We start from the raw sequence: 23,382 nt of genomic DNA, 5'->3' as shown, positions 1-23,382 counted from the left end.
GCACGTACGGTCGTACAGCAGGTCCCCACCGATTGTCGCAGGTGGCCTCAGCCGAGCGGGATGGTGACCTCGTCCTCGACCGGCGGGTTCAGCTCCTGCGCGAGGTTGCCGGTGGCCGCGTAGCAGCGCAGCCGGACCGACTCCGGCGTGACGTCCAGCCGCAGGAAGCACTTGAAGAACGGCGGACTGTACGTCGCCGAGCTCGGCGAGAACAGCTGGGTGTAGATCTTGCGCACGGGCAGCCGGAACCGTCTGCGGCGGTCCGGGCGGCTTCCGGTGCCCAGCAGTCCGGCGATCAGCCGGATCCGCCGAGTCACCCGGACCTCCGGGCCCGGCGTCCGGGTCGGTCCGATGCCCAGCCGCTCGGCGACGACCGCCTGGCCCTCGGCCTCGGTGAGGGCGAAGAAGCGGCGCAGCCGCAGCCGGCGCCCGTAGAGCCGGCTGTAGAAGGCGAGGGAGTCGCCGCGCAGCGGATAGCAGCGGAAGTCCTGCTCGGTGACGCCGGCGACGGACACGCGGGGGATGGTGTGCGTGGCGTGCATGAACGCGCCCCCGCCGCCCGAGACCACGTACTGCAGGGTCCGGCCGTCCGCCAGACGCACCGGGTAGCGCTGGTAGTTGTGGATGTCGCCGCCGATCGCCGCCACGTAGCGGTGCTCGGGCGCGCTGACGATGTCGTCCACGGTGCCGCCCCCTTCGATGGGGCACGGGTGGTGCTCGCCGTCGACGTACAGGGGTGAGCCGGTTATGAGGATCTTCGGCCGCGGGCCCCGGGACACCTCGCGCAGCCACGCGCCCTGTCCGGCGTCGAGCGTGCCCAGCAGCCCGGTGTCGATGCCTATGATCCGCACCGGGCCGGTGTCGATCGCCCAGTACGGCCCCGGCTGCACGGCCTGTTGGACCGGATCGGACCTCAACTCGCTTGCCTCGGCCAGGCGTTCGGCGTCGCCCGCGCGCGGCCGGTGCCACAGCAGGGAGCGCAGCCAGGCCCGGGTGAGAGGGCGCGGCGCGGGCTCGGTGGGCAGGGGCGGGGCGTCGCCGCAGAAGACCCGCATGAACGCGCCGAGGTCCTCGTACCAGTCGTGGTTGCCCGGTATCGCGTATATGGGGGCCCGGTAGTCGCGGTACGGGCGGAAGAACTTGGTGTCGTAGTCGGCGGCGCTGCCGACCGGATAGATGACGTCACTGGCGACGACGGCGAACGACGTGCCCCGACTCACCCTCAGAAAGCCCGGCACGACGGCGTACTGGGGATCGTCGCCCTCGCCCGTGTCGCCGATGACCATGAAGGAGAAGGTGTCCGGGTCCGTACGCCGGATCACCTTGTCGGCGGGTGCGCCGGCCGCCGCGCGCTGCGCCACCAGGCGGCCGCGCGTCCGGCCCGTCGGGTCGCCGAACCAGGAGGCCAGCACGCCGTTGCGGGCGGCCCACAGCGTCCGGGGATTCAGCCACGAAATCTTCTCGACCCGGCCCGGCATGAGCTGTTGGTACGCGCCTCGGTCGGCGTCGCCCCAGCCGGCGCCTTCGGCGGTATCGCGTGAGGAGTCAGACACCGGTGCACCGTAGCAATGATCCAGAGCGTGGCCGCGGGCGGGTGACCGGCGATGATGGTCGTCCGGCCGGCCGCCGGGCGAAGGAGGCGGGTGCATGACCTCCGACAGTGCCTTCCTGGACCTCGTCCCCGACCCGGACCCCGAACACCCCCAGGACCGCCTGCTGTTGGGTATCCGCCGCATCGACGAGCCCTTCCTGCCGACCGTCTCCCTCTCCCCGGCCTCGGCTCCAGCGCACTCCAGCTGGACCGGGGCCGGGCGGGCAAGGCGCGGCTCGCGGAGTTCCGCCGGGCCGGCCGCCGGGTGCTGCTCGCCATACCCGACAAGCACTTCCTCGCCGGCGGTGACAGCGCCGCCGTACGCGCCCGCGAGGAGTCGTTCGCACGGTCGGTCGTGTGAAGCGCGCCGGTGCCGGAGGAGGAGGACGGAGCCGTGGTCGTCGACGCCACCGACCTCGTGCTGTACGACCAGGACCGGATCGCCGAGCACCTCTCACAGCGCGGACAGGCGCGGAGACGGTCGGCGGCCTCGTCGGCCGGCAGGCCGAGGCGCGCGAAGCCGCTCTCGACAAGGGTGAGTCGGCTGCCTCCGGTGGAGTCGTCTCGGGTCAGCGTGAACTCGACCAGGGTGGCGTTGCTGTCGTCCGGCTCTTCGCCGGCGGCCCCTTGCGGGCACCGCCAGGAGAGGACACGTGGTGGCTCGACGGTCTCGACACGTGCGGGAATGACGCCATGGACGCCGTGGTCGAAGACGAGCAGCCCGCCGGGTCGCAGGTCGATCTCGACCGGCTCTCCGTCGGGTGAGAGAGCGGTGAAGGCAAGCGTTTCCCGGAAGCCGTGGGTCAAGTCTCCCGGCGGGCCCGCCGCCGACGGCACTGGCGGCGGACTCGGTGAAGCAGGTGCGTCGCCACCTCGTCCACCAGGCCCAGGGCGAAGGCCTGGCCACCGACGTCGCCCGCCGCGACGCCGATCTTGGCCCACATGGGCTTCATGGAGTCGGCCGAGCCAGGGAGACCTCGCCGCCGCCGAGCTCGACATCGCCCGGGCCTGTTCCGGGGCCTTTGGGCCTCCCATCACCCTGTCGGACAGTCGACGCACAGGTCATTCACAGTCGGGCCGGGCGCGGTGGCGCCGAGCCCGTCCGGCACCGAGGGATAACCCTTGAAGCACCCCTGTCGTGCTGACATGCAACTGACAATCCTGCCATTCTTCCTCCCAACTGCCGCACACCAGCAGCATGTTGCCTTCACACAATTTCGGTCCCGCACAACTCAGCTCGTCCCGGACAGCACACCCGTCTGCCCGGTCTGTCACCGGCCGTACCCCGCGGCCGCCGCAGTAGGAGAACGAGTGAGACCCAACCCCCGCAAGCGCACCACGGTCGGCGCGGCCCTGCTCTCCACCGCCGCCCTCGTGGCCCTCGGTGTCCAGACGGTTCCGGCGACCGCGCTGCCCGCGGCCCCCCACCCCAGCCCCCTGCGCACCGGCGGCCTGCCCGCCGACCTCACGCCCGCCCAGCGCACGACGCTGATCAAGAGCGCCGAGGCGAAGACGACGCAGACGGCCGACTCCCTGGGCCTGGGTGCCCAGGAGAAGCTGGTCGTCAAGGACGTCGTGAAGGACAACGACGGCACCGTGCACACGCGCTACGAGCGCACCTACGCCGGGCTGCCCGTCCTCGGCGGCGACCTGGTCGTGCACACGCCCCCGGCCTCCCTGGCCGCCGGCACGGTGAGCACCACCTTCAACAACAACCGCCGGACCGTCTCGGTCAAGTCCACGACCGCCACCTACGGCAAGGCGGCCGCCGAGACCAAGGCCCTCACGGCAGCCAAGGCGCTGGACGCGAAGGACCCCGCCGCGCAGAGCGCCCGCAAGGTGATCTGGGCCGGCGAGGGCACGCCCAAGCTCGCCTGGGAGACGGTCGTCAGCGGTCTCCAGGACGACGGAACGCCGAGCAAGCTGCACGTCATCACCGACGCCGTCACCGGCGCGAAGCTCTCCCAGTACGAGGGCGTCGAGACCGGCACCGGCAACACGCAGTACAGCGGCACGGTCAGCCTCTCCACGACTCTGTCCGGGTCGACCTACCAGCTGTACGACACCACGCGTGGCGGTCACAAGACCTACAGCCTCAACAACGGCACGTCGGGCACCGGCACCCTGATGACCGACACGGACGACACCTGGGGCACCGGCTCCGGCTCCAACACCCAGACCGCCGGCGCGGACGCCGCCTACGGCGCCCAGACGACCTGGGACTTCTACAAGAACACGTTCGGCCGCAGCGGCATCAAGAACGACGGCGTCGCCGCCTACTCGCGCGTCCACTACAGCACGGCGTACGTCAACGCCTTCTGGGACGACGACTGCTTCTGCATGACGTACGGCGACGGCACCAGCAGCACCCACGCCCTCACCTCGCTGGACGTGGCCGGCCACGAGATGAGCCACGGCGTCACCTCCAACACCGCGGGCCTGAACTACACGGGTGAGTCGGGCGGTCTCAACGAGGCCACCTCCGACATCTTCGGCACCGGAGTGGAGTTCTACGCCAACAACTCCTCGGACGTCGGCGACTACCTCATCGGCGAGAAGATCGACATCAACGGCGACGGCACCCCGCTGCGCTACATGGACAAGCCCAGCCAGGACGGCGGCTCCGCCGACAGCTGGTACTCCGGCGTCGGCAACCTGGACGTGCACTACTCCTCGGGCCCGGCGAACCACATGTTCTACCTGCTCTCCGAGGGCAGCGGCAGCAAGACCATCAACGGCGTCACCTACAACAGCCCGACCTCCGACGGTGTCGCCGTCGCGGGCATCGGCCGGGCCGCGGCGCTGCAGATCTGGTACAAGGCGCTGACGACGTACATGACGTCCACCACCAACTACGCGGGCGCCCGCACGGCCGCCCTCAGCGCGGCCGCGGCGCTGTACGGCTCCAGCTCCGCGCAGTACGCCGGTGTCGGCAACGCCTTTGCCGGCATCAACGTCGGCAGCCACATCACGGTCCCGTCGACGGGTGTCACGGTCACCAACCCGGGCAGCCAGACCGCCACGGTCGGCACCGCGGTGACCCTGCAGATCTCCGCCAGCAGCACCAACAGCGGCTCCCTGACGTACGCCGCGACCGGACTGCCCACCGGCCTGTCGATCAGCAGCTCCACCGGAGTGATATCCGGGACGCCGACCACGGCCGGCTCCTACAGCACCACCGTCACGGTGACCGACTCGACCGGCGCCACCGGCACCGCGGCCTTCACCTGGACGGTCAGCTCCTCCGGGGGCGGCGGCTCCTGCACCGCGACGCAGCTCCTGGGCAACGCGGGCTTCGAGTCGGGCAACACCACCTGGACCGCGTCCAGCGGTGTCATCACCAACTCCAGCAGCCAGGCGGCCCGCACCGGCTCGTACAAGGCCTGGCTCGACGGCTACGGATCGACCCACACCGACACGCTCTCGCAGTCGGTGACGATCCCGAGCGGCTGCACCAACACCACGTTCACCTTCTACCTCCACGTCGACACGGCCGAGACCAGCACCAGCACGCAGTACGACAAGCTGACGGTCACCGCCGGGTCGACCACCCTGGCCACGTACTCCAACCTCAACGCGGCCTCCGGCTACGTCCAGAAGTCCTTCAGTCTCGGGTCCTTCGCGGGCAGCACCGTCGCCCTGAAGTTCTCCGGCGTCGAGGACACCTCGCTCCAGACCAGCTTCGTCATCGACGACACCGCCGTCACGACCGGCTGATCCGCCCCGCTCGACCGACGTCCCGCACGCGGGCTCCCTCCGCGTGCGGGACGTCGTCGTGTCCGCTCAGTTCAGCGGGTCGAGCGTGAGGTACGCCTGGCGCGGCGCGCCGTCGTGGACGAGGGACTCCTGCTGCCCGACGTCGTCGAAGGCGAACGCGTACGCCTTCCCGTCCGCCATCTGGGCGTGGATCTCGCGCGCGTACTGGTTGGTCACCGCGTCCTGGTAGAAGTTCGCCGTCGTGGTGTCCGGCTGGTTCGGGTTGACCAGCAGCGTCGACCGGTTGAAGCCCGCGCACAGGGTGCGGGAGATCGGCCCGCGCACGGCGTCGTTCGGGGCGTCCAGCAGCTTGTGGCAGCCGAAGACGCTGGCCGCGTCCGGCTTCTGGAAGCTGGTGACCAACGCGCCGGAGGCGTCGGTGAAGTTCAGGACGCCGCCCGAGACCCGGCCGTAGTACCTGGCGCCCGGCTGATCGGCGAACGGAGTCACGGTCAGGGCCGTCGTGGCGTACTTCTGCCAGACGCGGTCGACGTAGTCGTCCATGACGTTCGTCGGCAGGGACCCGGTCTCCACCCCGTACAACGGGGAGAGAGCCCGCAGCACGGTCCCGTCGGACCGGCTCTGGATCAGGTTCGCCCAGCCGCCGGGCCGACCGCGCAGGGCGGAGAAGAACCCGTTGTAGCCGCCCGCCTTGAGATGCCCGGTGCTCACCGTGCTCCCGTCGGCGCGCTGAACGCCGACCGCGTACGGCGCGGAGAACATGTCGACCTGGGTGCTGTTCAGCCACAGCCCGGAGTCGTTGAGCGTGTACTCCGACCAGTTGAACAGGATGTTCCGGTTCGGGTCGCTCGGGTTCTGCACGGCCGGCTGCACCAGCCCGCCGGTGGTCAGCCTGAAGTCGAGCCTCTGTCCGTACGAGAAGTAGATCCGGCCCGAGAACTTCGGGATGCGGATCGTGGCGGACTGTCCGGCGGCCGGTCCCGCGATCGACGCGTCGGGCGCCGGTGTGGGCGGGGTGCCGCCGGCGGGCCACGCGTGGAAGGTGCCGTTCGCGTCCGCCCAGCCCTGTTGCCCTGTCGTCAGGAGGGTGCCGAGGTCGTAGACGTACAGGGCGTCGCCACGGCCCGAGTTGTTGGTGATCTTCAGAGGGACGGTGTCGGGGACGGCGGCCGCGGCCGGCGGTCCGAGGGTGAGCAGCGCGCCGACGAGGGCGACCGCTGTGAGCAGTGCCGTGCTGATTTTGGTGAGCACTCTCCACCTCCGTGCGGGGAGGCCTGTGGGGCAGGCCTGTGGGGGTTGGTCCGGACCTCTGTGAGAGCGCTCTCAACGTGACATCGGGGTGTGCTCATGTCAATGACGTGAACGAAAGAGGGCGCCCACGGCATACGGCGTGCCGCGGGCGCCCCTGTGATGCCCTCGGGGTCAGAACGTCCGCTTCAGCAGGTCCAGCAGCGCAGCCCAGTGCCGCTCCGCGGCCTCCTCGCCGTACGCGGAGGTGTCGGCCTGCGTGTAGCCGTGGTGGGCGCCTTCATAGACCTCGCAGGTGTGCCGCACCCCGGCCGCGGTGAGGGTGTCCTCCAGCAGCTGGATCTGCTCGGGCGGCATCGAGTGGTCGTTGTCGGCGTGCCCGAAGTACAGCTCGGCGGTGACGCGGCCCGCCACCAGGTGCGGGCTGTCCGGCGCGTCGGTCGCGAGCCGCGCGCCGTGGAAGCCGGCCGCCGCCGCGACCCGCTCCGGGTGGGCGCCGGCGGTCAGCAGGGCGAGCCGGGCGCCCATGCAGTACCCGGTGAGCGCCACCGGCCCGTCCGCGACCAGTGGGCTCTCCTCCAGCCAGCGCAGGTACGCTGCGGCGTCCCGCACGGCCAGGTCGTTGGTGAGGGACTGGACGAACGGCATCAGACTGCCGAAGATCTCCGGACGCGCGACGGGGTCGATGAACTCGGGCAACTCCACGACCGGGGCGCGCCCGTGCCGGTAGAACACGTTGGGGACCAGCACCGCGTAGCCCGCCCCGGCGAGCCGGTCGGCCATCGCCTTGAGGTGCGGACGCAGTCCGAAGGCGTCCTGGTACAGCAGTACACCCGGCCGGGGTGTCTCGTCACCCGGATGTGCGAGGTAGGCGTCCGCGATGCCGTCCTCGGTGGGGATGTCCACGGGTGTTCCCTGTACGGAGGTCATGGGGGTGCCTCTCTGTGCGGTTCGTGACGAGCACTCGACCGGTCCGGCCGGGCCGGCCCGCGATCATCGTTGCATGCCCGCCGAACCGCCTGCGAGGACCCCCGGCCCAAGGAAGAACCCCTGGTGGCAGGGGAGTTACTCGAACCGCGAGGTGTCGCCGGCCCCGTGCCGCACGATCTCCGCCTCGCCGTCGGAGAAGTCGATGACCGTCGTCGGCTCGGTGCCGCAGTCCCCGGAGTCGACCACCCCGTCCACCACGTGGTCGAGCTGGTCCTTGATCTCCCAGCCCTGGGTCATCGGCTCGTCCTCGCCGGGCAGCAACAGGGTGCTGGACAGCAGGGGTTCACCGAGCTCGGCGAGCAGGGCCTGGGTGACGACGTGGTCCGGGATGCGCACGCCCACCGTCTTCTTCTTCGGGTGCTGGAGCATGCGCGGCACCTCCTTCGTCGCCGGGAGGATGAAGGTGTAGCTGCCGGGCGTCGATGCCTTGATCGCGCGGAACACGTCCTTGTCCACCCGCACGAACTGGCCGAGCTGCGCGAAATCCTGGCAGACGAGGGTGAAGTGGTGCCGGTCGTCCAGGTCGCGGATGGCCCGGATCCGGTCGATGCCGTCCTTGCTGCCCAGGCGGCAGCCCAGCGCGTAGCAGGAATCCGTCGGGTACGCGATCAGCGCGTCCGCCCGGATGGCGGCCGCGATCTGGGAGATGGTGCGCGGCTGGGGGTTGTCGGGGTGCACGTCGTAGTACTTCGCCATTGGCTGAGCTTATGCCGTGCCGCGGGGCAGGGCCGTGCAGGACCCTCGCCGCGGTCTCCCGGTGCCCGACACCTCGTTCGGCATAGGCATGCCGGGATACCTCATCTGCTTGACAGGTCCGACACCGGCGCACCCTCCTGGGGCATCTCCCGTGTGGCCTCCGAGCTCCGCACACCCGTCGAGGCCGGTTGTCCGCACCCTCCCGCTCAGCCTCGCCTCCCCGCTCACCGGCCGTTTCCGCGCCCGTTTCTGCATGCCGCTGGGCATGGCCCTGCGAGCCGGCGTCCGCTTCGGCCTGCTCACCTGGTCCACGGACTCCTCCTACGCCACCATGTGGCCGCCGTTCGTCGCGCGCGGCCTCGGGGCCGGCATGGTGATGGCGGCCTCCTCCGACGCCCTCGTCGGCAACGCGCCCGCGCGGGACGGTGGGGTGGCCGGCGGACTGCAGGCCAATATCCTGCAGATCGGCGGCGGCCTCAGCACCTCCGTCCCGGTCTCCGTGATCAGCGCACGGGCCGGCTCCCCCCTCGGCGGCGAGCTCACCCGGGCAGGCGTCCCCACCGCCACCGCCACCGCCACCGCCGAAGGTCTGAAGGAGGCCACGGACGCCGTCGCGATGGGCGTGGCACCCGTCTCGGACGCCATGCCCGCGCGGCTCAGGGCGGCCGTCGTCGAGGGCAACGGCCAGGTCTTCACGAACGGGCAGCACACCGCGTCCGTGGTCACCGGCCTGCTCGGTGTCGGGGGAGCCGTCCTGGCCGCCGTCGGCATCGGGAAGTCCGCCGCCTCCGACTGACCCCCACGGCTCCGCCCGCGGTACCCCGGTCCCGCGGGCGGAGCGTCCGGGCCGTGTGAGGTAACGTCCCCGACCGATATGACTGGTTCGGCCCGCGCGGGCCGTGAGGGACGAGGAGAGCGCCGAGATGGCCGGCCCGGACGACGAGAACCTCCACACCGACCCGGCGGACGGCGCCGACTCGGCGTGGGCGCGGGAACTCCTCGACCATCTGCGCCCCACCGGAGGCGACGTCCGCAGAATCGTCGACTGGCTGGCGGCCACGACCGAGGCGACCGTCTCCCTGTGCGACGACACCGGCACCTTCCTCGCCGGACGGCTCACCCCGCTGGACGAGAGCCTGGTCGCCGACATCACGGGCGGCCGCCTCGCCTCCGCCGCCTGGGAGGGCGAGGGCAGGTTCGTGCGCCTGATCAGGATCGAACTGCCGCGCCCGGCCGCGGCCGGCGTGCTCGCCGTGACCCGCACGAGCCCCTTCGACCGGCGTACCTCCGACATCGTCACGCACACCGTGGGCGTCCTCGAACTCCTCCTGCGGGCCCAGCAGACCGCGGCGACCGGACACCGCCTGGCCCGCGCCACCGCCGACCTGCGGCTTGCCATCCTGCAACTGCTCATGGTCGAGGACACCGTCGCCGCCCGCCGCGTCTCCGCCGGCCTGTGGCCCGGTCTGCTGGACACCGACACCGCCTGCGTCTACGTCGTCGAGAGCAGCCCCGAGGAACGCGACCGGCTCGCCGCGGCCTGCCTGGCGGCGACCCACGACGAGGCCCTCGTCGTGCGCTGCCCCGCCATGGACGGCCACGTCATCGTCGTCGTCCCGGACGACGCCACGGCCCGTGAACTGCGTAGCCTGTGCGACCGCAACCCGGGCGCGTGCCTCGGCGGCAGCGCCCGCCAGAGCCTCGCCCGCACCGCCACCGCCTACGGACAGGCGGTCAGCGCCCTCGCCGTCGCCCGCTTCCGTCCCGACAAGACGGCCGTCTACGCCGAACGCACCCACCCCGAACGGCTGATGGACCCCGAGGTCCTGCGCACCTGGACGACCCGTCTGCTGCGCCCCCTCGACACCCTCCCGCACCACACCCGCGCCGAACTCCTCGCCACCACCCGGCTCGGCCTGGAGTTCACGGCCGTCAGCGCGGCGAAGGTGCTCGGCGTCAGCCGCAACACCGTCCGCGCCCGCATGGAACGCGTCGAGACCCTGCTGCGCACCGACTTCTCCGACCTCACCGTCCGGGCCACCGTCCACCTCGCCCTCAACACCCAGGTCGGCATCGCGGAAGACGTCACGGGCGCCGAGGCGGCCTCCGCCGGCCTCGGCGAGCTGCTCACCGGGCCCGCGCTGCGCGTCTGGGCGCAGGACCTGCTGGCCCGTCTCGAGACCGACGGCCGCGACCTGCGCGGCACCCTGCGCGCCTGGATCGCCGCCGGCGGCAACTCCGAACGAGCCGCCCACCGGCTGGGCGTGCACGCGCAGACCGTGCGCGAACACGTCCGCAGTGCCGAACCCGTCCTGGAACGCCAGCTCCTCGCCGCCGGCAGTGACCTCTACGAGGTCGTCCTCGCCCATCTGGCGGTCGGCGACCTCAACCAGCCCGACCTGCACGGACCCGTCCAAGGGGCGGAATCGGGCCATCCGGGCTCACTTGTGCACAGGTGAGCCATCCGGCCCCCCGAGCGGGCACCGGCACGATACACAACCGGCCACCAGGCACGTAGGTTCGGGGAACCGCGGGGGTGCGACCGGCACGGGGGACTGGTCGCACCGCCGCGCCCGTTCAGCCCCGCAACCGGACGGGGATCTCCTGCCAGCCGCTCGCGATGAACGAGGGCACCTGTCGCAGCTCTCCGTCTTCGGTGTCCAGCCGCAGGTCGGGGAACCGGTCGAACAGCGCGGACAGCGCCGTCAGCGCCTCCATCCGGGCCAGCGGGGCCCCGATGCACCGGTGCACCCCGATCCCGAAGGCCAGATGGTCGTCCGTCGCGCGCGCCGCGTCGAACACCTCCGCCTCCGTCCCGTAGTGCGACGGGTCCACGTTCGCCGCCGCGTAAGTCGTGATGATCGCGTCTCCGGCGGGGATCGTCACATCACCGACCTTCAGGTCGCTGACCGCGAACCGCAGCGGCAGCGTGGCGATCGACGGGTACAGCCGCAGCGTCTCGTCCACGACCGCGTCCCAGCCGAGCTCGCCGCGCCGCAGGGCCGCGAGCTGCTCGGGGCCGCGCAACAGCGCCACCACCGCGTTCCCGATGAGGTTCACCGTCGTCTCGAAGCCGGCCCCGATGACCAGCAGGAGCGTGTACAGCAGCTCCTCGTCGCTGAGCCGGTCGCCCTCCTCGTCACGCACCCGGATCAGCTCGGTCGTCATGTCGTCGCCGGGATGCTCGCTCTTGTGGGCGATGAGCGAGCCCAGCACCGTGCCGATCTGCTCCTGTACGAACGCGGCGTGTTCCGGGCTCGGATCGGAGGTGTCCATGATCGCCGCGATGAGCCGGCTGGTGGCCTCCCGCAACTCCTCCGGCACACCGAAGAGTTCGCAGATGATCCGCAATGGCAGCGGGTGGGCGAAGCCGGCCTTCAGATCGACGGCGTCGTCGCCCTTGTCGAGCGTGTCCAGCAGCTCCGCCGTGACCGCCTCCACTCGCTCACGCAACGCCTCGGTGCGCCGGTGGGTGAAGCTCGGCGCCACCAGTTTGCGCAGCCGTGCGTGGTCGGCGCCGTACGTGGAGAGCATGTTGATCACACCGACCCAGCCCAGGATCCAGCCCCAGGACGGGTGGTCGACGAGTTCCGGCCACTGCCTCCAGTGCCGCCGGGGATCCTTGCTGACCTGCGGGTCCAGGATCAGCGCCTTGAGGGTGTCGTACCCGGTGGGCGCCCAGGCCGGGATGCCGCCGGGCAGCTCGACGGGCACGATCGGGCCCAGGGCGCGCAGCCGGGCGCTCTCGGCGTGCACATCGGCGCCGAACGGGTCGAGGACGATGCGGTCGGTCACGGTCACGAACGGACTCCTGAGGGGTCGGAGGAGGAAGCGGGGGAGCGGGGGCTGAAACGGACGGGCAGTGCGGTCAGCGAGCGGTGGAACGGACCCGGCCGCCAGGACAGCCGCTCGCGGGGCACGACGGGATCGAGGTCGGGCAGCCACTGTGTGAGCCGCTCGATCGCCTCGGTGACGATCAGCAGCGTGTGCTGCTTCGCCGGGCAGGCGTGTGCCCCGGCGCCCCACGACAGGTGCGAGGCGTCGTTCGGATGGCGGCCACTGGTGACCTGCTGCTCGGCGAAGTGCCCGAGCGCCCCGTACGACACCACCACCGGCACCGCCTCGCGCAGCCACACCCCGTGGAAGGCCACGGGCTCGCGGACGTAGTAGATGCCGTAGTTCGCCAGCGGCGTCTCGTGGTGCAGCACCTCGACCACCGCGTCCATGACGGGGCGGGCGCCGTTGGTGAGGGTGGAGTAGTACAGCGAGTTGCCCAGGATCCGCGACAGAGTGTTGGACAACAGGTTCGCCGTCGGCTCGTACCCGGCGCCGAGGGTCAGGAACACCTGCCAGGTGACCTCCTCGCGGGTCAGCCGGGCCGGATGGTCCAGCAGGCGGCTGGGCAGGTCGTCACCGGGCCGCTCGGCCTTGGCCGCGATGAGCTCCAGCACGTACTGGGCGTACTGCGCCTCGCCCTCGGCGGCCTGCGCGCCGCCCTCCATCATCTTGCCCAGGCCCTCGTTGAGCCGCTCGCCCTGACTGTCCGGCAGCCCGAACAGGTCGTTGAACACCAGCGCCATCAGGGGCCGCGAGAAGTCCGCGACCAGGTCCGCCTCGCCCCGCGGACCGATGCGCCCGGCCAGCAGCCGCACCGCCCGGTGCACGCGCCCGCGCAGGTCGTGCGGTTCCACCAGGTCGAAGACGTCGATGAGGGTGGTGCGGTACCGGACGTGGTCCGTGCCGTCGGAGAACAGGGCGTTGGGCCGCCAGCGCATCATGCCGAGTACCGGCGAGTCGACGGGCACGGTCGCCTCCCACGCGCGCGGGTCGTGCGAGAACGTCTCGTCGTCGTGCAGCACGTCCAGCGCGGCCCGCCGGTCGGTGACCACGTACGCGGGTACCCCGGGCGCCAACTCGGCCCATCCGATGGGACCTTGGGCGCGCAGCGCGCTGTAGTAGCGGTGCGGATCCGGTGCGAAGCCGTCCTCCCACAGCCGTACGGGCGCGGAGCGGGAGAAGTCACGCCGGTCCGGGGGATAGGTGGTCACCGGGCCTCCACGGGGTCGCGGCCGATCAGATGGTCGACCAGCGCGAGCAGCGCGTCGATCGAGGAGTTCGCGTCCCGCGCGTCGCACGTCACCATCGGCGTTCCCGGCTCCAGGTCCAGCGCCCGGCGCAGCTGCTCCTCGCCGTAGTGGCGGGGCGCGTCGGGAAAGGCGTTGAAGGCCACCGCGTACGGCAGTCCGCTCTCCTCCACCAGGCCCAGCACGTCGAACGACGCGTCGAGCCGTCGGCTGTCGACGAGGACGAGCGCCCCCAGCGCCCCGTAGGCGATGTCGTCCCACAGCGCGCGGAAGCGCTCCTGCCCGGGCGTGCCGAACAGGTACAGCACGACCTCACCGGGCAGGCTGATCCGGCCGAAGTCGATGGCGACGGTGGTCGTCGACTTCTCCCGCACCCCGGCCAGGTCGTCCACCTGCGCGGACGCCTCGGAGAGCTGCTCCTCGGTGTGCAGGGGCCGGATCTCGGACACCGAGTCGATCAGGGTCGTCTTGCCCACCCCGAACGGCCCCGCGACCAGGATCTTCACCAGGTCGCGGGCGGTGTCCGGCAGGTGGACGGCGCCGGGTGCGCCGGCGCTAGGTGCGGTGCTTGAGGGCGCGGAGGCCATCGGCCACTCTCTTCAACAGGTCGGGGTCGAACCGTTCGGCGGGTGGGATCGGCGCACGGGCGAGGACCAGGTCCCGGTCGACGAGGTCGGCCGCCAGCACCCGCACCGCGGAGAACGGCAGCCGGAGCAGCGCCGCCGCCTCCACCACCGCCAGCGAGCCGCCCTCCAGCGTGTCCAGCAGGGCGAGTTCGGCGGCGGGGAGCCCGGCGGGCAGCGGCTCGTCGCTGCGGGCGAGCACCGACAGCCGCTCCAGATGGGGGCGGCTGGGCCGGGCCACCCCGCCGGTCGACAGATACGCGGGGACCAGGGGCCGGCCCGTCGGGCGGCCGGTCACGCCGGCGGGTTGTCGTCGGCTCCTCGGGACGCGGCCGCCATGGCCTTCTCGCCCAGTCGCGCCACCTGGGAGTGCACCCGGTGGGCCAGCAGGTCCAGACGCACCTCGCCGTCGCCGTACGCGGCCACGCAGGTGCCGTGGTCGGTCGGCACGATCAGCACGTATCCGTGGTCGGACTCGATGACGATCTGCCGTACGTCGGCCCGCTCCCGGTCGGCGAACGCGGCCGCCGCCGTCCGGCAGGCCCCCTGCACCGTACTGGTGATGGCGGCCACCCGCTCCGCCGACGGCTGCGACAGGGCGTCGGTGTACCCCGTCACGAGCCCGTCCCGGGTCAGCATGACGGCGGCCAGCACGTGCGGCACCTGCAGGATCGGGTCCAGCACCCATGCCGTGTCGCCCGTGTTGCGGCTGGTCATCTGGCCGCGCCTCCTTCGTTGTCGGTCTGGTCGGTGTCGTCGGCCGGGGCGTCCGCGTGGACGTCCTCGGTGGTGTTCCCGGCCGCGGCGCGGGCCGCCGCCGTGCCGGACTGCAGCGCGCCGAGCGCGGCCGCGGCCTCCTCCGGGCGGCGCGCCGGCCGCCGCGCCGGTGTCTCTTCCGGTACGGCGGCACGGGTGCGGCGACGGCGCTGCGGCAGGCCGTCCGCGTCCAGCGGCTCGCTATGCCCGGGTGGTGACTCAGGGGCGCCGGTCTCCGTGCCGTACGCGTGGGCGTGGGCGTGGGCGTGGGCGTGGGCGTGGGCGGGCGCGGACGCGGGCCGGTCGGGCACGGCCTTGCGCGTCGTGCGCGGGGCGCTCGCGGCCGGCGGCCGGTCGGCCGGGTCGAGGGTGCTGAGGAGGTGGCTGTCGACCCGCAGCACCGCGCGCACTCCGCCGTAAGGGGAGGCCGAGGACACGTCGACGCTCAGGTCGAACTGGCGGGTCAGACGGCCGATCGCGGCCAGCCCCATGCGCGGCGGATCGCCCAGGTCGGTCAGCAGGATGAGCTCGTCACCGGCCACCAGCCGCTGGGCGCGGTCGCGTTCGTCCCGTGTCATGCCGAGACCCGCGTCGTCGATCGTGACGCATGCCCCGTGGTGGACGTGCTCCAGGCTCACCACGACGTCGGTGTCCGGGGCGGAGTGCCGGAGCGCGTTGTCGAGCAGCTCGGCGACGATGATGGCCACCGGCTCGACGGCGTGCGAGACCAGGGCGGTGCCGGCCTCCAGGTGGTTGTGGACCTTGACCCGGTGGTAGCCCGCGAGCCGCGCCTGACCGCCGGTCACCGCGTCCACCAGGTGGGACTCCTCGCGCGCCAGCCCGACCCAGGCCCCGCACACCACGGCGGCGACCTGCGCGCGGCGCAGCGACTGCTCGTTCTCGTGGTCCAGTCGGAACAGGGTCTGCGTCAGCTCCGGGTCGTCGTAGCGCTGTTGCAGCCCGCGCAGGGCGTCCTGAAGCCGGTACAGGGCCGCCTGGATCTCCCGGGTGGCGCCCCGCATCCCGGCCTGTGCCGCGGCGTCGACCCGCGTGCGCTGGGCGGCCACCTCGGACTGCAGTGCCAGCACCACGTTCTCCAGGGCGATGCCCAGGGCGGTGCCGGTGGTGAGCGGCTGGAGCGGGCCCGGCACGCGCAGGTGCGGATGCGCCACCTGGCGGGCGGCGGCGGGCACGCGCTGCGTGGCCAGATGCTCGACCTCTGCCGTGAACGACCTCAAGGAGCCGTCGAGCTGGGTGCGCAGCGCGGCGATCTCCGCTCGCTGCCGGGCCTGTTGCCGCCGTAGCCGCAGCAGACCGCCGCCGAGGGCGAGCGCGGACAGTGTGCCGGCGGCCAGGCCACCGGCCACCAGGTCCGGTAATACGATCATCGATTCGGTTCCAGGGAGGGTCGGGCGTCGTCACGGAGTTCAGGGCAGGGGTGGGCCCGATGAGTTCGAACCAGGCACTTGCAGCACAGTACACACCGTCATCGATCGATCCCGGGCGGTTGAGCGAGACTTCGCTCCGAAAGTGCCCGGTATCTGTTCACTTCTGCGTCGACTGTCCGAAAGTTCTTATGGGGTACGCGAGTTGGATCGCCATATCGTCGGGCTGGCGCACGCCCGGATGTGCCGGCCCTGCGATCGGACGGGACCAGGCCTCCTCACGGGGCTGCGCTCAACCGACCCGGTGAGCGCGCGCTGCCCGCGCGTACCACCGCTTGTGCCCCGCCGTTGCCCCGGCGTGGACCGACCTTCCCCCGTGGCGCCCCGCAATGACTGCCCGTCCGGCCTTCTCCACGCCCAGTGGGCCGGCGGCCCCCGGTGCCGGGTGCCGATCTACGCCCGGCTGGTCGCGCAGTGGCGCGACCGCGGCTGGACCGTGCCCGCCCGACCGGATGTGCAGTGGGTGTCCTTGACCCGTCTCCCGCACCGCCCCTGACGCGCTACCGGCCGCACACCGGGGCCAGTACGGCCAGCGTGCCGTTGGCCTGGCGCAGTGCCAGCTCCAGTGTGACGGGCGCGTGCAGCGCGCCGGTCCCGTCCGGCGGAACCAGCCACTCCAGGAAGCGGGAGGCCCGGTACGGCGGAGGCACCGCCACCCAGGACCCCCGGCCCGCGCGGCGCAGCCCCGCGCCGATCCACCGGCTGCCGGGGTCGGGCGGCAGGAAGAAACCCACGCGGTGCGCCGCGGTGTCCACCAGTGTCGGTCCCGGCGTGGGACGCGAGCCCTGCCACAACAGGTCCAGGGTGAGCAGCCCCAGGCGGTCGGGCACGCTCAGTACGTCCCAGTAACGGCCCGCCTCCAGCAGGGCGATCCCGTCGCCCTGGTCCCACTCCCGCTTGCACATCCGCGGGTCCGTCGCCGCGGCGGCCAGCCACTCCACGCCGCGCATCCACATCACATTGCTCATGTCGGTTCCGTTCGGCTCCGTGTGCAGTCCGCCGTCGGCCAACGCCGACCGAACATATGCATGCTGGTAGATATTTCTACGTGGCGGAAGGGGTGGCGAACCCTGGCGTTTTGGTCTGTTTCGTTCGATACCCGCGCCACTGTTCGGCACCCGCACCGGCACGACACCGACGCAGGCACCCGGACCCCAGCGGTCGTTCTCCAGGTGCAGCTTGAGCAGGTCCACGTCGTAGTCGCCGCCGTTGGGGGTGCGGATGACGGTGTGGATGTGCTGCTGGGCGGGGGTCCCGCCCAGCAGCACATCAGAGGGTTCCTCTGGGTCTCGGTGAACCCGGAGGCGACGAGGCCCTGGTAGGCGAGCCGGAGGTTGTCCTGGCCGGCGCCGGCCTTCAGGTTGTTCCCGGCCTTGCTCTCCGAGGAGATCACCTTCCCCCGCTGTGCGTCGGTGAGCGACCGCAGCGGGGTGAGTGCGGCCGTCGTCTCCTTCTTGAAGAGGGTGATCTTCTCGCCCGGCGCAGGTGGCCGAGGTCGGCTCGGAGCTCATGAAGGTGGGCGTCATGACGACCTGGTCGTCGAGCACCAGGTAGTTGATGGCCCCGTCGTGGCCCTCGTACTGGAAGCCCCACGGCTTCGTGGTCGACGGGGTGCCCATGAACGTGAAGAAGCAGGCGCCCCCGGTGAGGGCGGAGCAGCCGGTCGTGGTCGCCGTCGCGGCGACTCCGCCGGCGAGCAGTGCCTTGTTCATGAGCCAGCGGCGGCGCTCGGTTTCGGGGGTGCGTGGTCCGTGTCCACGCACTTGCCCCAAGCTTCAGGAGGTACCTGAAGGAAACCTGAAGCCGGTCGCGCCGCTCGCGCAGGTCGCGCAGGTCGAGCCGGTCCCGTCACGTCCGGCCGGGGCCGCCCTGCGGCACCGACAGGGGCAGCTCGGCCTGGCGCAGCTCGGCCAGCAACTCGTTCTGCCCCGCGAGGAGTTCGGTGAGGATACGGCGGGCGGCCCGCAGTAACTCGGCCACGTCACCGCCCGCGAGCGCGTAGCTGACCGTCGACCCCTCCCGGATCGACACCACGATGCCGGACCGGCGCAACACCGCCAACTGCTGGGACAGACTGGACGGTTCGATCTCGATCTCGGTGAGCAGGTCCCGCACGGCGACGGGGCCGCCCTGCAGCAGTTCGAGGACCCGGATGCGCACGGGGTGCCCGAGCATGCGGAAGAACTCGGCCTTGGCCTGGTAGAGGGGAACCTGCATGGTCACTCGCTCGCTCCCTGCCCCGTTCGGTGCGTGGTTCTCGATGGTGCGGCGGCCCGCCTGTCCTACGGCCGCCGCACGCGACGGCTTGCGTCCCGATCCTGGTGGCTGCGGGCTCCGCACACCCGTGTGATGCGCTGATCTGGATGTCTCGAGATGAAGAAATCTTCAATTCGAGGGTGTGCGAAGCCGCGAACCGTCCGGTCGCCTACACCTCGAGTTCGGCCTCGATCCGCTTGAGCTGGTGGCGGGCCATGGCCAGATTGGACCGGTCGCGGTCCAGGACGAGGTAGATGAACAGTCCGCTGCCGCCGCGGCCCTTGAGCAGCCGGATGAGGTGGTACTGGGTGCCGAGCGTGATCAGGATGTCCTCGATCTCGCCCTTCAGCCCCAGGTGTTCCATGGTGCGGACCTTGGCGCGGATCACATCGGTGTTGCCGGCCGCGGCGACGTTCAGGTCGAGGTCCTTGCCCCCGCCGAGCGTGCCGAGAGCCATGCCGCTGGTGTAGTCGACGACGGCGACCCCCAAGGCCCCCTCCACCGCGGTCATCGTCTCCTTCATCGAGATCTCCACATTCGCCATGGCGCTCCTCCTGCCGGTCGTACGGGCCCGGGCTCCTCCGGCCCCGCTGATGCCCCGACCGTACGGAGACCGTCCCCCGAGGGGGTGACGTGCTCCGGGACTGGCTCAAGGAGCTTCGGAACGCGAAGATCTCCGCGTCTTTTTGACCGTGCACATATGAGAATTGAGCGGATCGGCGACGGCGGACGGGAACGCCCTCTCGAACCCGACCCCTGGTGGTCCCCCGATGTTCGGCCGAACGGGTGCCACTTGCGTGCCGCGCGGGTGTTTGACGCGGCAAGGGCACTCGACCGGCGCACCGGCGGCTAGGCATGACCGGAGCACCGGTGCGAGGGAGGCGGTCCGTGGAGGGTGAGCGCGGCAGCGCGGTCCGCAGGGCCGCCGACGCGACCGATGAGCGGCTGCCGCTGTACGACGGGGGCGGCGCACTGCTGCGCAAGGCGTTCCCCCACCACTGGTCGTTCTTCCTCGGCGAACTGGCCCTCTACAGCCTGATCGTCCTGCTGCTGACCGGGGTGTGGCTGACTTTCTTCTTCCAGCCCGAGATGCGCGAGGTCGTCTACGACGGCCGGTACGTGCCCCTGAGCGGCGTCCGCATGTCCGCGGCCTTCGACTCGACCCTGCGCATCAGCTTCGACGTGCGCGGCGGACTCCTCATCCGGCAGGTGCACCACTGGGCGGCCCTGGTGTTCGTCGCCGCGATCGGCACGCATCTGCTGCGGATCTTCTTCACGGGCGCCTTCCGCAGGCCGCGGGAGATGAACTGGGTCATCGGCGTCACGCTGTTCGTACTCGCCCTGGCCGAGGGGTTCGCGGGCTACTCGCTCCCGGACGACCTGCTCTCCGGCACGGGCCTGCGCATCGCGCAGGGCATCATGCTCTCCATCCCGGTGGTGGGCACGTACGTCAGCATGTTCGTGTTCGGCGGCGAGTTCCCCGGTCAGGACATCGTGCCCCGGCTGTACGGCCTGCACATCCTGCTCCTGCCCGGTGCGCTGATCGCGCTGGTCACCGTCCATCTGATCCTCGTCTTCCACCTGAAGCACACGCACTGGCGCGGCCCGGGCAGGACGAACGCCAACGCCGTCGGCAAGCCGTTCGTCCCCCACTTCACGGCGTCCTCGGGCGGCCTGTTCCTGATGGTCTTCGGCGTGCTGACCCTGATGAGCGGGCTCGCCCAGATCAACCCCGTGTGGGTGTACGGCCCCTACCGCCCGGACGTCGTGTCGATCGGCTCCCAGCCCGACTTCTACGTCGGCTTCCTGGAGGGCGCGCTACGGCTCGTACCGCCCTGGGAGACCGAGCTCGCCGGACACACCCTGATGTGGAACGTCCTGCTGCCGGCCGTCGTCCTGCCCGGGCTGTTCTTCACCGTCCTGTACGCGTATCCGTTCGTGGAGCAGCGGCTCACGGGGGAGTGGCGGGAGGAACGGCATCTCTGCGACCGGCCGCGGGAACGGCCCGTGCGCACCGGGCTCGGCGTCGCCGGGATCGTCTTCTACGGCGTCCTGCTGCTGGGCGGCGGCAACGACATCGTGGCCCAGACGTTCCGTATCTCCGTCAACGTCCTCACCTGGATCCTGCGCGTTGCCCTCGTCGTGGGCCCGGTCCTGGCCTTCCTGCTCAGCCGGCGCCTGTGCCACGCCCTGCTGGCCGCGGAGCGGGAACGCCTCACCGTGGGCGAGGAGACCGGCGAGGTGCGCCAGTCCGTGGCCGGCGGCTACGAGAGCGACCACCGGCCGGTGGAGAGGTTCCGCCCCGGCGCCCCCAGGACACCGATCAGCCCACCCGGCCGGAGCCCCGGTCGGCGTACTGGAAGACCATTCCGAACACTCCGGCTCCCAGCACGCCGACGCCGATGAGGAACAGCCACAGCCCGTACACCACCCCGGTCGCGGCGACGGCGAACCCGGCGGCGACGACGACCGGCCAGTGGCTCTCGGGCGGGAAGAACTCCAGCGGCCCGGCGCCCTCGGCGACTTCGGCGTCCCCGCGGTCCTGAGGACGCAGTCCCTTGCGCCGGTAGTGCGTCGCGCAGAAGAACGAGATCACCGCGGCCATGAGGCATGCGACGATCAGCGCCGCCGTACCGGCCGGATCGGCGTGCGACCACACCGCGTAGAGCACGGCTGAGCCCCCGAAGAAGGCGGCGACACCGCCGAAGAGCCACGCCTCGGTCCTCATCGCAGACCCTCCTCACGTGCCCGCTGCACGACTGCCGGATGGTGCAGATCGAAGGCCGGGGACTCCGACCGCACCCGCGGCAGCGCCGCGAAGTTGTGCCGGGGCGGCGGACACGCCGTCGCCCACTCCAGTGCGCGCCCGTACCCCCACGGGTCGTCCTCGGTGACGGGCCGCCCGTGACGCGCCGTGTACCACACGTTGTACAGGAACGGCAGGGTGGACACCCCGAGCAGGAAGGCGCCCACCGACGACAGCGTGTTCAGCAGCGTGAAGCCGTCGGACGGGAGGTAGTCGGCGTACCGGCGGGGCATGCCCTCCTCGCCGAGCCAGTGCTGCACCAGGAACGTCAGCTGGAACGCCGGGAACAGCAGCCAGAAGTGCAGCTTGCCCAGCCGCTCGTCCAGCATCCGCCCCGTGAACTTCGGCCACCAGAAGTAGAACCCGGCGAACATCGCGAAGACCACGGTGCCGAACAGCACGTAGTGCAGGTGCGCCACGATGAAGTACGAGTCGGTGAGGTGGAAGTCGAGCGGCGGGGACGCGATGAGCACCCCGCTCAGCCCGCCGAGCAGGAACGACACCAGGAAGCCCAGCGCCCACAGCATGGGCGTCTCGAACGACAGGGATCCCCGGTGCATGGTGCCGATCCACGCGAAGAACTTGATGCCGGTGGGCACCGCGATCAAGAACGACATCAGCGAGAAGAACGGCAGCAGCACCGCTCCCGTGGCGAACATGTGGTGCGCCCAGACCACCGCGGACAGCATGGTGATCGCGATCGTCGCGCCGATCATCGGCAGGTAGCCGAACAGGGGCTTGCGCGCGAACACGGGGATGATCTCCGAGATGATCCCGAAGAACGGCAGCGCCACGATGTACACCTCGGGATGCCCGAAGAACCAGAACAGGTGCTGCCAGAGGATCGCGCCCCCGTTCGTCGCGTCGAAGACGTGGCTGCCGAACTTCCGGTCCGACTCCAGCGCCAGCAGCGCCGCGGTGAGCACGGGGAACGCGGGCAGCACCAGGATCGAGGTGAACAGCACGTTCCAGGTGAAGATCGGCATCCGGAACATGGTCATCCCCGGAGCGCGCAGACACATGATCGTGGTGACGAAGTTGACCGCGCCCAGGGTGGTCGACACACCGGTGACCACGAGCCCCATCACCCACAGGTCGCCGCCCGCGCCGGGGGAGTGGTATTCGCTGTTCAGCGGCGCGTACGCGAACCAGCCGAACGCCGCCGCGCCACCCGGCACCACGAACCCCGACACCACCATCAGGCCGCCGAACAGGTACATCCAGTACGACAGCGCGTTCAGCCGGGGGAAGGCCACGTCCGGTGCCCCGATCTGCAGCGGCATCACGGCGTTCGCGAACCCGGCGAACATCGGCGTCGCGAAGAGCAGCATCATGATCGTGCCGTGGATGGTGAAGAGCTGGTTGTACCCCTGCTCGCTGGTGAACTGAAGCCCCGGACGGGCCAGTTCGGCGCGCATCGCCAGCGCCAGCAGACCGGCGAAGAGGAAGAAGCAGAACGCCGTGACCATGTACAGGCGGCCGATCACCTTGTGGTCGGTGGTGGCCGCCCAGCGCAGCAGCGTACGGCCGAGGGAGTGCGGGGAGGCGGCGCGGCTCCGGTCCTCGTCGGCGCGTTCCGACAGTTCGGTCATCGTCCTCCTCCAGGAAACCGGCGGTGACCGGGCGCGGACGGGGAGTGAACGCGCGCGGCAGCGCCGACGCTACTGCCGTGCCCCACTCGATCCGGCCGCGCCACGCCTCCTGTCCGCCGTCAGGGGGGGCCAGGTGAGCCGCCGGGGATGCATCCGGCGTGTGCGGGTACCCGGCGCGGATGCAGATGACGTCCTACGAAGTGGCAGCGGAGGGTTCCGTGTTCGGCGTGGTGGCCGTGCTCGTCGGTGGTCTCGTGATCACCGGTGCGCTGATCTGGGCCGTTCGCCTGGGCATCAAGGTACGGCGAGACGAGCCACGGCCTCCCCGGCGCAGCGAGCAGCCCACGCGGCCGGCGTCCGGCTCCGCCCACGACGGGCGGGAGATGCGGGAACCGGACGAGATGCCCCGCGCCGCCGACGGGAGCGAGCGCCTGACACCCCACCGACTCAACGCCTCCGGCACCAAACGCAGCGAGGACCAGACCCGCCCGCGCTGGGACTCCGGAACCGGCGGATCGTTCGGCGGGGGCGGTCCGGGCAGGACGTGAGCGCGGCCGCCGCCCTGCCCGCACCTCGCC

20 protein-coding genes and 2 pseudogenes are annotated in these 23,382 nt (G+C 71.2%); 5 read left to right on the top strand and 17 right to left on the bottom strand.

Annotation, left to right across the window (positions count from 1 at the left end; translation table 11 throughout):
• Positions 1–47: 47 nt before the first annotated feature.
• Complete coding sequence (locus tag OG289_RS01835; protein ID WP_327312234.1) at positions 48–1,553, bottom strand: metallophosphoesterase family protein; 1,506 nt, start codon at positions 1,551–1,553, stop codon at positions 48–50.
• Between the two features lie 841 nt (positions 1,554–2,394).
• Positions 2,395–2,544 (bottom strand): hypothetical protein, encoded by a 150-nt coding sequence (locus tag OG289_RS01830; protein WP_327312233.1) that lies wholly within the window; start codon positions 2,542–2,544, stop codon positions 2,395–2,397.
• Positions 2,545–2,902: 358 nt separating this feature from the next.
• On the opposite strand from OG289_RS01830, the gene OG289_RS01825 reads away from it, so the two are divergent.
• On the top strand, positions 2,903–5,308 hold the full coding sequence (locus tag OG289_RS01825) for a M4 family metallopeptidase (RefSeq protein ID WP_327312232.1): 2,406 nt from the start codon (positions 2,903–2,905) through the stop codon (positions 5,306–5,308).
• Between the two features lie 66 nt (positions 5,309–5,374).
• Here OG289_RS01825 and OG289_RS01820 read toward each other — a convergent pair whose 3' ends face one another.
• From OG289_RS01820 to OG289_RS01810, 3 genes are all read right to left on the bottom strand, one after another.
• Positions 5,375–6,559, bottom strand: a complete 1,185-nt coding sequence (locus OG289_RS01820; protein ID WP_327312231.1) for a glycoside hydrolase family 64 protein — start codon at positions 6,557–6,559, stop codon at positions 5,375–5,377.
• A gap of 171 nt (positions 6,560–6,730) precedes the next feature.
• On the bottom strand, positions 6,731–7,486 hold the full coding sequence (locus tag OG289_RS01815; RefSeq protein WP_327312230.1) for a dienelactone hydrolase family protein: 756 nt from the start codon (positions 7,484–7,486) through the stop codon (positions 6,731–6,733).
• Positions 7,487–7,621: 135 nt separating this feature from the next.
• A complete protein-coding gene (locus OG289_RS01810; protein WP_327312229.1) occupies positions 7,622–8,242 on the bottom strand; it encodes an L-threonylcarbamoyladenylate synthase in 621 nt (206 codons plus the stop codon).
• A gap of 171 nt (positions 8,243–8,413) precedes the next feature.
• On the opposite strand from OG289_RS01810, the pseudogene OG289_RS01805 reads away from it, so the two are divergent.
• Together OG289_RS01805 and OG289_RS01800 are read left to right on the top strand one after the other, a co-directional pair.
• Positions 8,414–9,038: pseudogene (locus OG289_RS01805) on the top strand (MFS transporter); the annotation flags it as partial.
• A 127-nt stretch (positions 9,039–9,165) separates the two neighbouring features.
• Positions 9,166–10,701 carry a helix-turn-helix domain-containing protein gene (locus OG289_RS01800; protein WP_327312228.1) on the top strand — a complete coding sequence of 512 codons (1,536 nt, stop codon included), beginning with the start codon at positions 9,166–9,168 and terminating at the stop codon, positions 10,699–10,701.
• Positions 10,702–10,819: 118 nt separating this feature from the next.
• On the opposite strand, the gene OG289_RS49525 is transcribed toward OG289_RS01800, so the two are convergent.
• The 10 genes and pseudogenes from OG289_RS49525 to OG289_RS01750 form a co-directional block, all read right to left on the bottom strand.
• Positions 10,820–11,410 carry a cytochrome P450 gene (locus OG289_RS49525; protein ID WP_442819058.1) on the bottom strand — a complete coding sequence of 197 codons (591 nt, stop codon included), beginning with the start codon at positions 11,408–11,410 and terminating at the stop codon, positions 10,820–10,822.
• Positions 11,411–12,039: 629 nt separating this feature from the next.
• Complete coding sequence (locus OG289_RS01790; protein WP_327312226.1) at positions 12,040–13,290, bottom strand: cytochrome P450; 1,251 nt, start codon at positions 13,288–13,290, stop codon at positions 12,040–12,042.
• Positions 13,287–13,913, bottom strand: a complete 627-nt coding sequence (locus tag OG289_RS01785) for a GTP-binding protein (RefSeq protein ID WP_327312225.1) — start codon at positions 13,911–13,913, stop codon at positions 13,287–13,289. Before OG289_RS01785 ends, OG289_RS01790 begins: the two co-directional genes overlap by 4 nt.
• Positions 13,882–14,247: a DUF742 domain-containing protein gene (locus OG289_RS01780; protein WP_327312224.1), complete on the bottom strand. Its 366-nt coding sequence runs from the start codon at positions 14,245–14,247 to the stop codon at positions 13,882–13,884. Before OG289_RS01780 ends, OG289_RS01785 begins: the two co-directional genes overlap by 32 nt.
• Positions 14,244–14,666, bottom strand: coding sequence for a roadblock/LC7 domain-containing protein (locus tag OG289_RS01775; RefSeq protein WP_327312223.1), 423 nt, complete (start codon positions 14,664–14,666; stop codon positions 14,244–14,246). Before OG289_RS01775 ends, OG289_RS01780 begins: the two co-directional genes overlap by 4 nt.
• Entirely contained in the window at positions 14,663–16,093 is a 1,431-nt protein-coding gene (locus OG289_RS01770; protein WP_327312222.1) for an ATP-binding protein, read from the bottom strand. The genes OG289_RS01775 and OG289_RS01770 overlap by 4 nt, the downstream gene beginning before the upstream one ends.
• 557 nt (positions 16,094–16,650) lie before the next feature.
• Positions 16,651–17,118 carry a hypothetical protein gene (locus OG289_RS01765; RefSeq protein WP_327320553.1) on the bottom strand — a complete coding sequence of 156 codons (468 nt, stop codon included), beginning with the start codon at positions 17,116–17,118 and terminating at the stop codon, positions 16,651–16,653.
• Positions 17,119–17,646: 528 nt separating this feature from the next.
• Positions 17,647–17,862, bottom strand: a pseudogene (locus OG289_RS01760) (DUF3500 domain-containing protein); the annotation flags it as partial.
• A gap of 136 nt (positions 17,863–17,998) precedes the next feature.
• Positions 17,999–18,367: an ArsR/SmtB family transcription factor gene (locus OG289_RS01755; RefSeq protein WP_327320552.1), complete on the bottom strand. Its 369-nt coding sequence runs from the start codon at positions 18,365–18,367 to the stop codon at positions 17,999–18,001.
• Between the two features lie 208 nt (positions 18,368–18,575).
• Positions 18,576–18,950, bottom strand: a complete 375-nt coding sequence (locus OG289_RS01750; protein ID WP_327312221.1) for a hypothetical protein — start codon at positions 18,948–18,950, stop codon at positions 18,576–18,578.
• A 311-nt stretch (positions 18,951–19,261) separates the two neighbouring features.
• Here OG289_RS01750 and qcrB point away from each other — a divergent pair, with 311 nt between their 5' ends.
• A complete protein-coding gene (qcrB, locus tag OG289_RS01745) occupies positions 19,262–20,812 on the top strand; it encodes a cytochrome bc1 complex cytochrome b subunit (RefSeq protein WP_442818858.1) in 1,551 nt (516 codons plus the stop codon).
• Here the strand turns inward: qcrB and ctaF are convergent.
• Both ctaF and ctaD read right to left on the bottom strand, forming a co-directional pair.
• On the bottom strand, positions 20,730–21,134 hold the full coding sequence (gene ctaF / locus OG289_RS01740) for an aa3-type cytochrome oxidase subunit IV (protein WP_327312219.1): 405 nt from the start codon (positions 21,132–21,134) through the stop codon (positions 20,730–20,732). The genes qcrB and ctaF overlap by 83 nt on opposite strands.
• On the bottom strand, positions 21,131–22,804 hold the full coding sequence (ctaD, locus tag OG289_RS01735; RefSeq protein ID WP_327312218.1) for an aa3-type cytochrome oxidase subunit I: 1,674 nt from the start codon (positions 22,802–22,804) through the stop codon (positions 21,131–21,133). The genes ctaF and ctaD overlap by 4 nt, the downstream gene beginning before the upstream one ends.
• Before the next feature lie 185 nt (positions 22,805–22,989).
• On the opposite strand from ctaD, the gene OG289_RS01730 reads away from it, so the two are divergent.
• The gene (locus OG289_RS01730; RefSeq protein WP_327312217.1) at positions 22,990–23,352 is read left to right on the top strand and encodes a DUF6479 family protein; all 363 of its coding nucleotides are present in this window, start codon (positions 22,990–22,992) and stop codon (positions 23,350–23,352) included.
• The last annotated feature ends 30 nt before the right edge of the window (positions 23,353–23,382 follow it).

It is taken from the genome of Streptomyces sp. NBC_01235 (assembly GCF_035989285.1).
Classification (GTDB): domain Bacteria; phylum Actinomycetota; class Actinomycetes; order Streptomycetales; family Streptomycetaceae; genus Streptomyces.
This window is presented reverse-complemented; position numbering and strand designations above follow the sequence as displayed.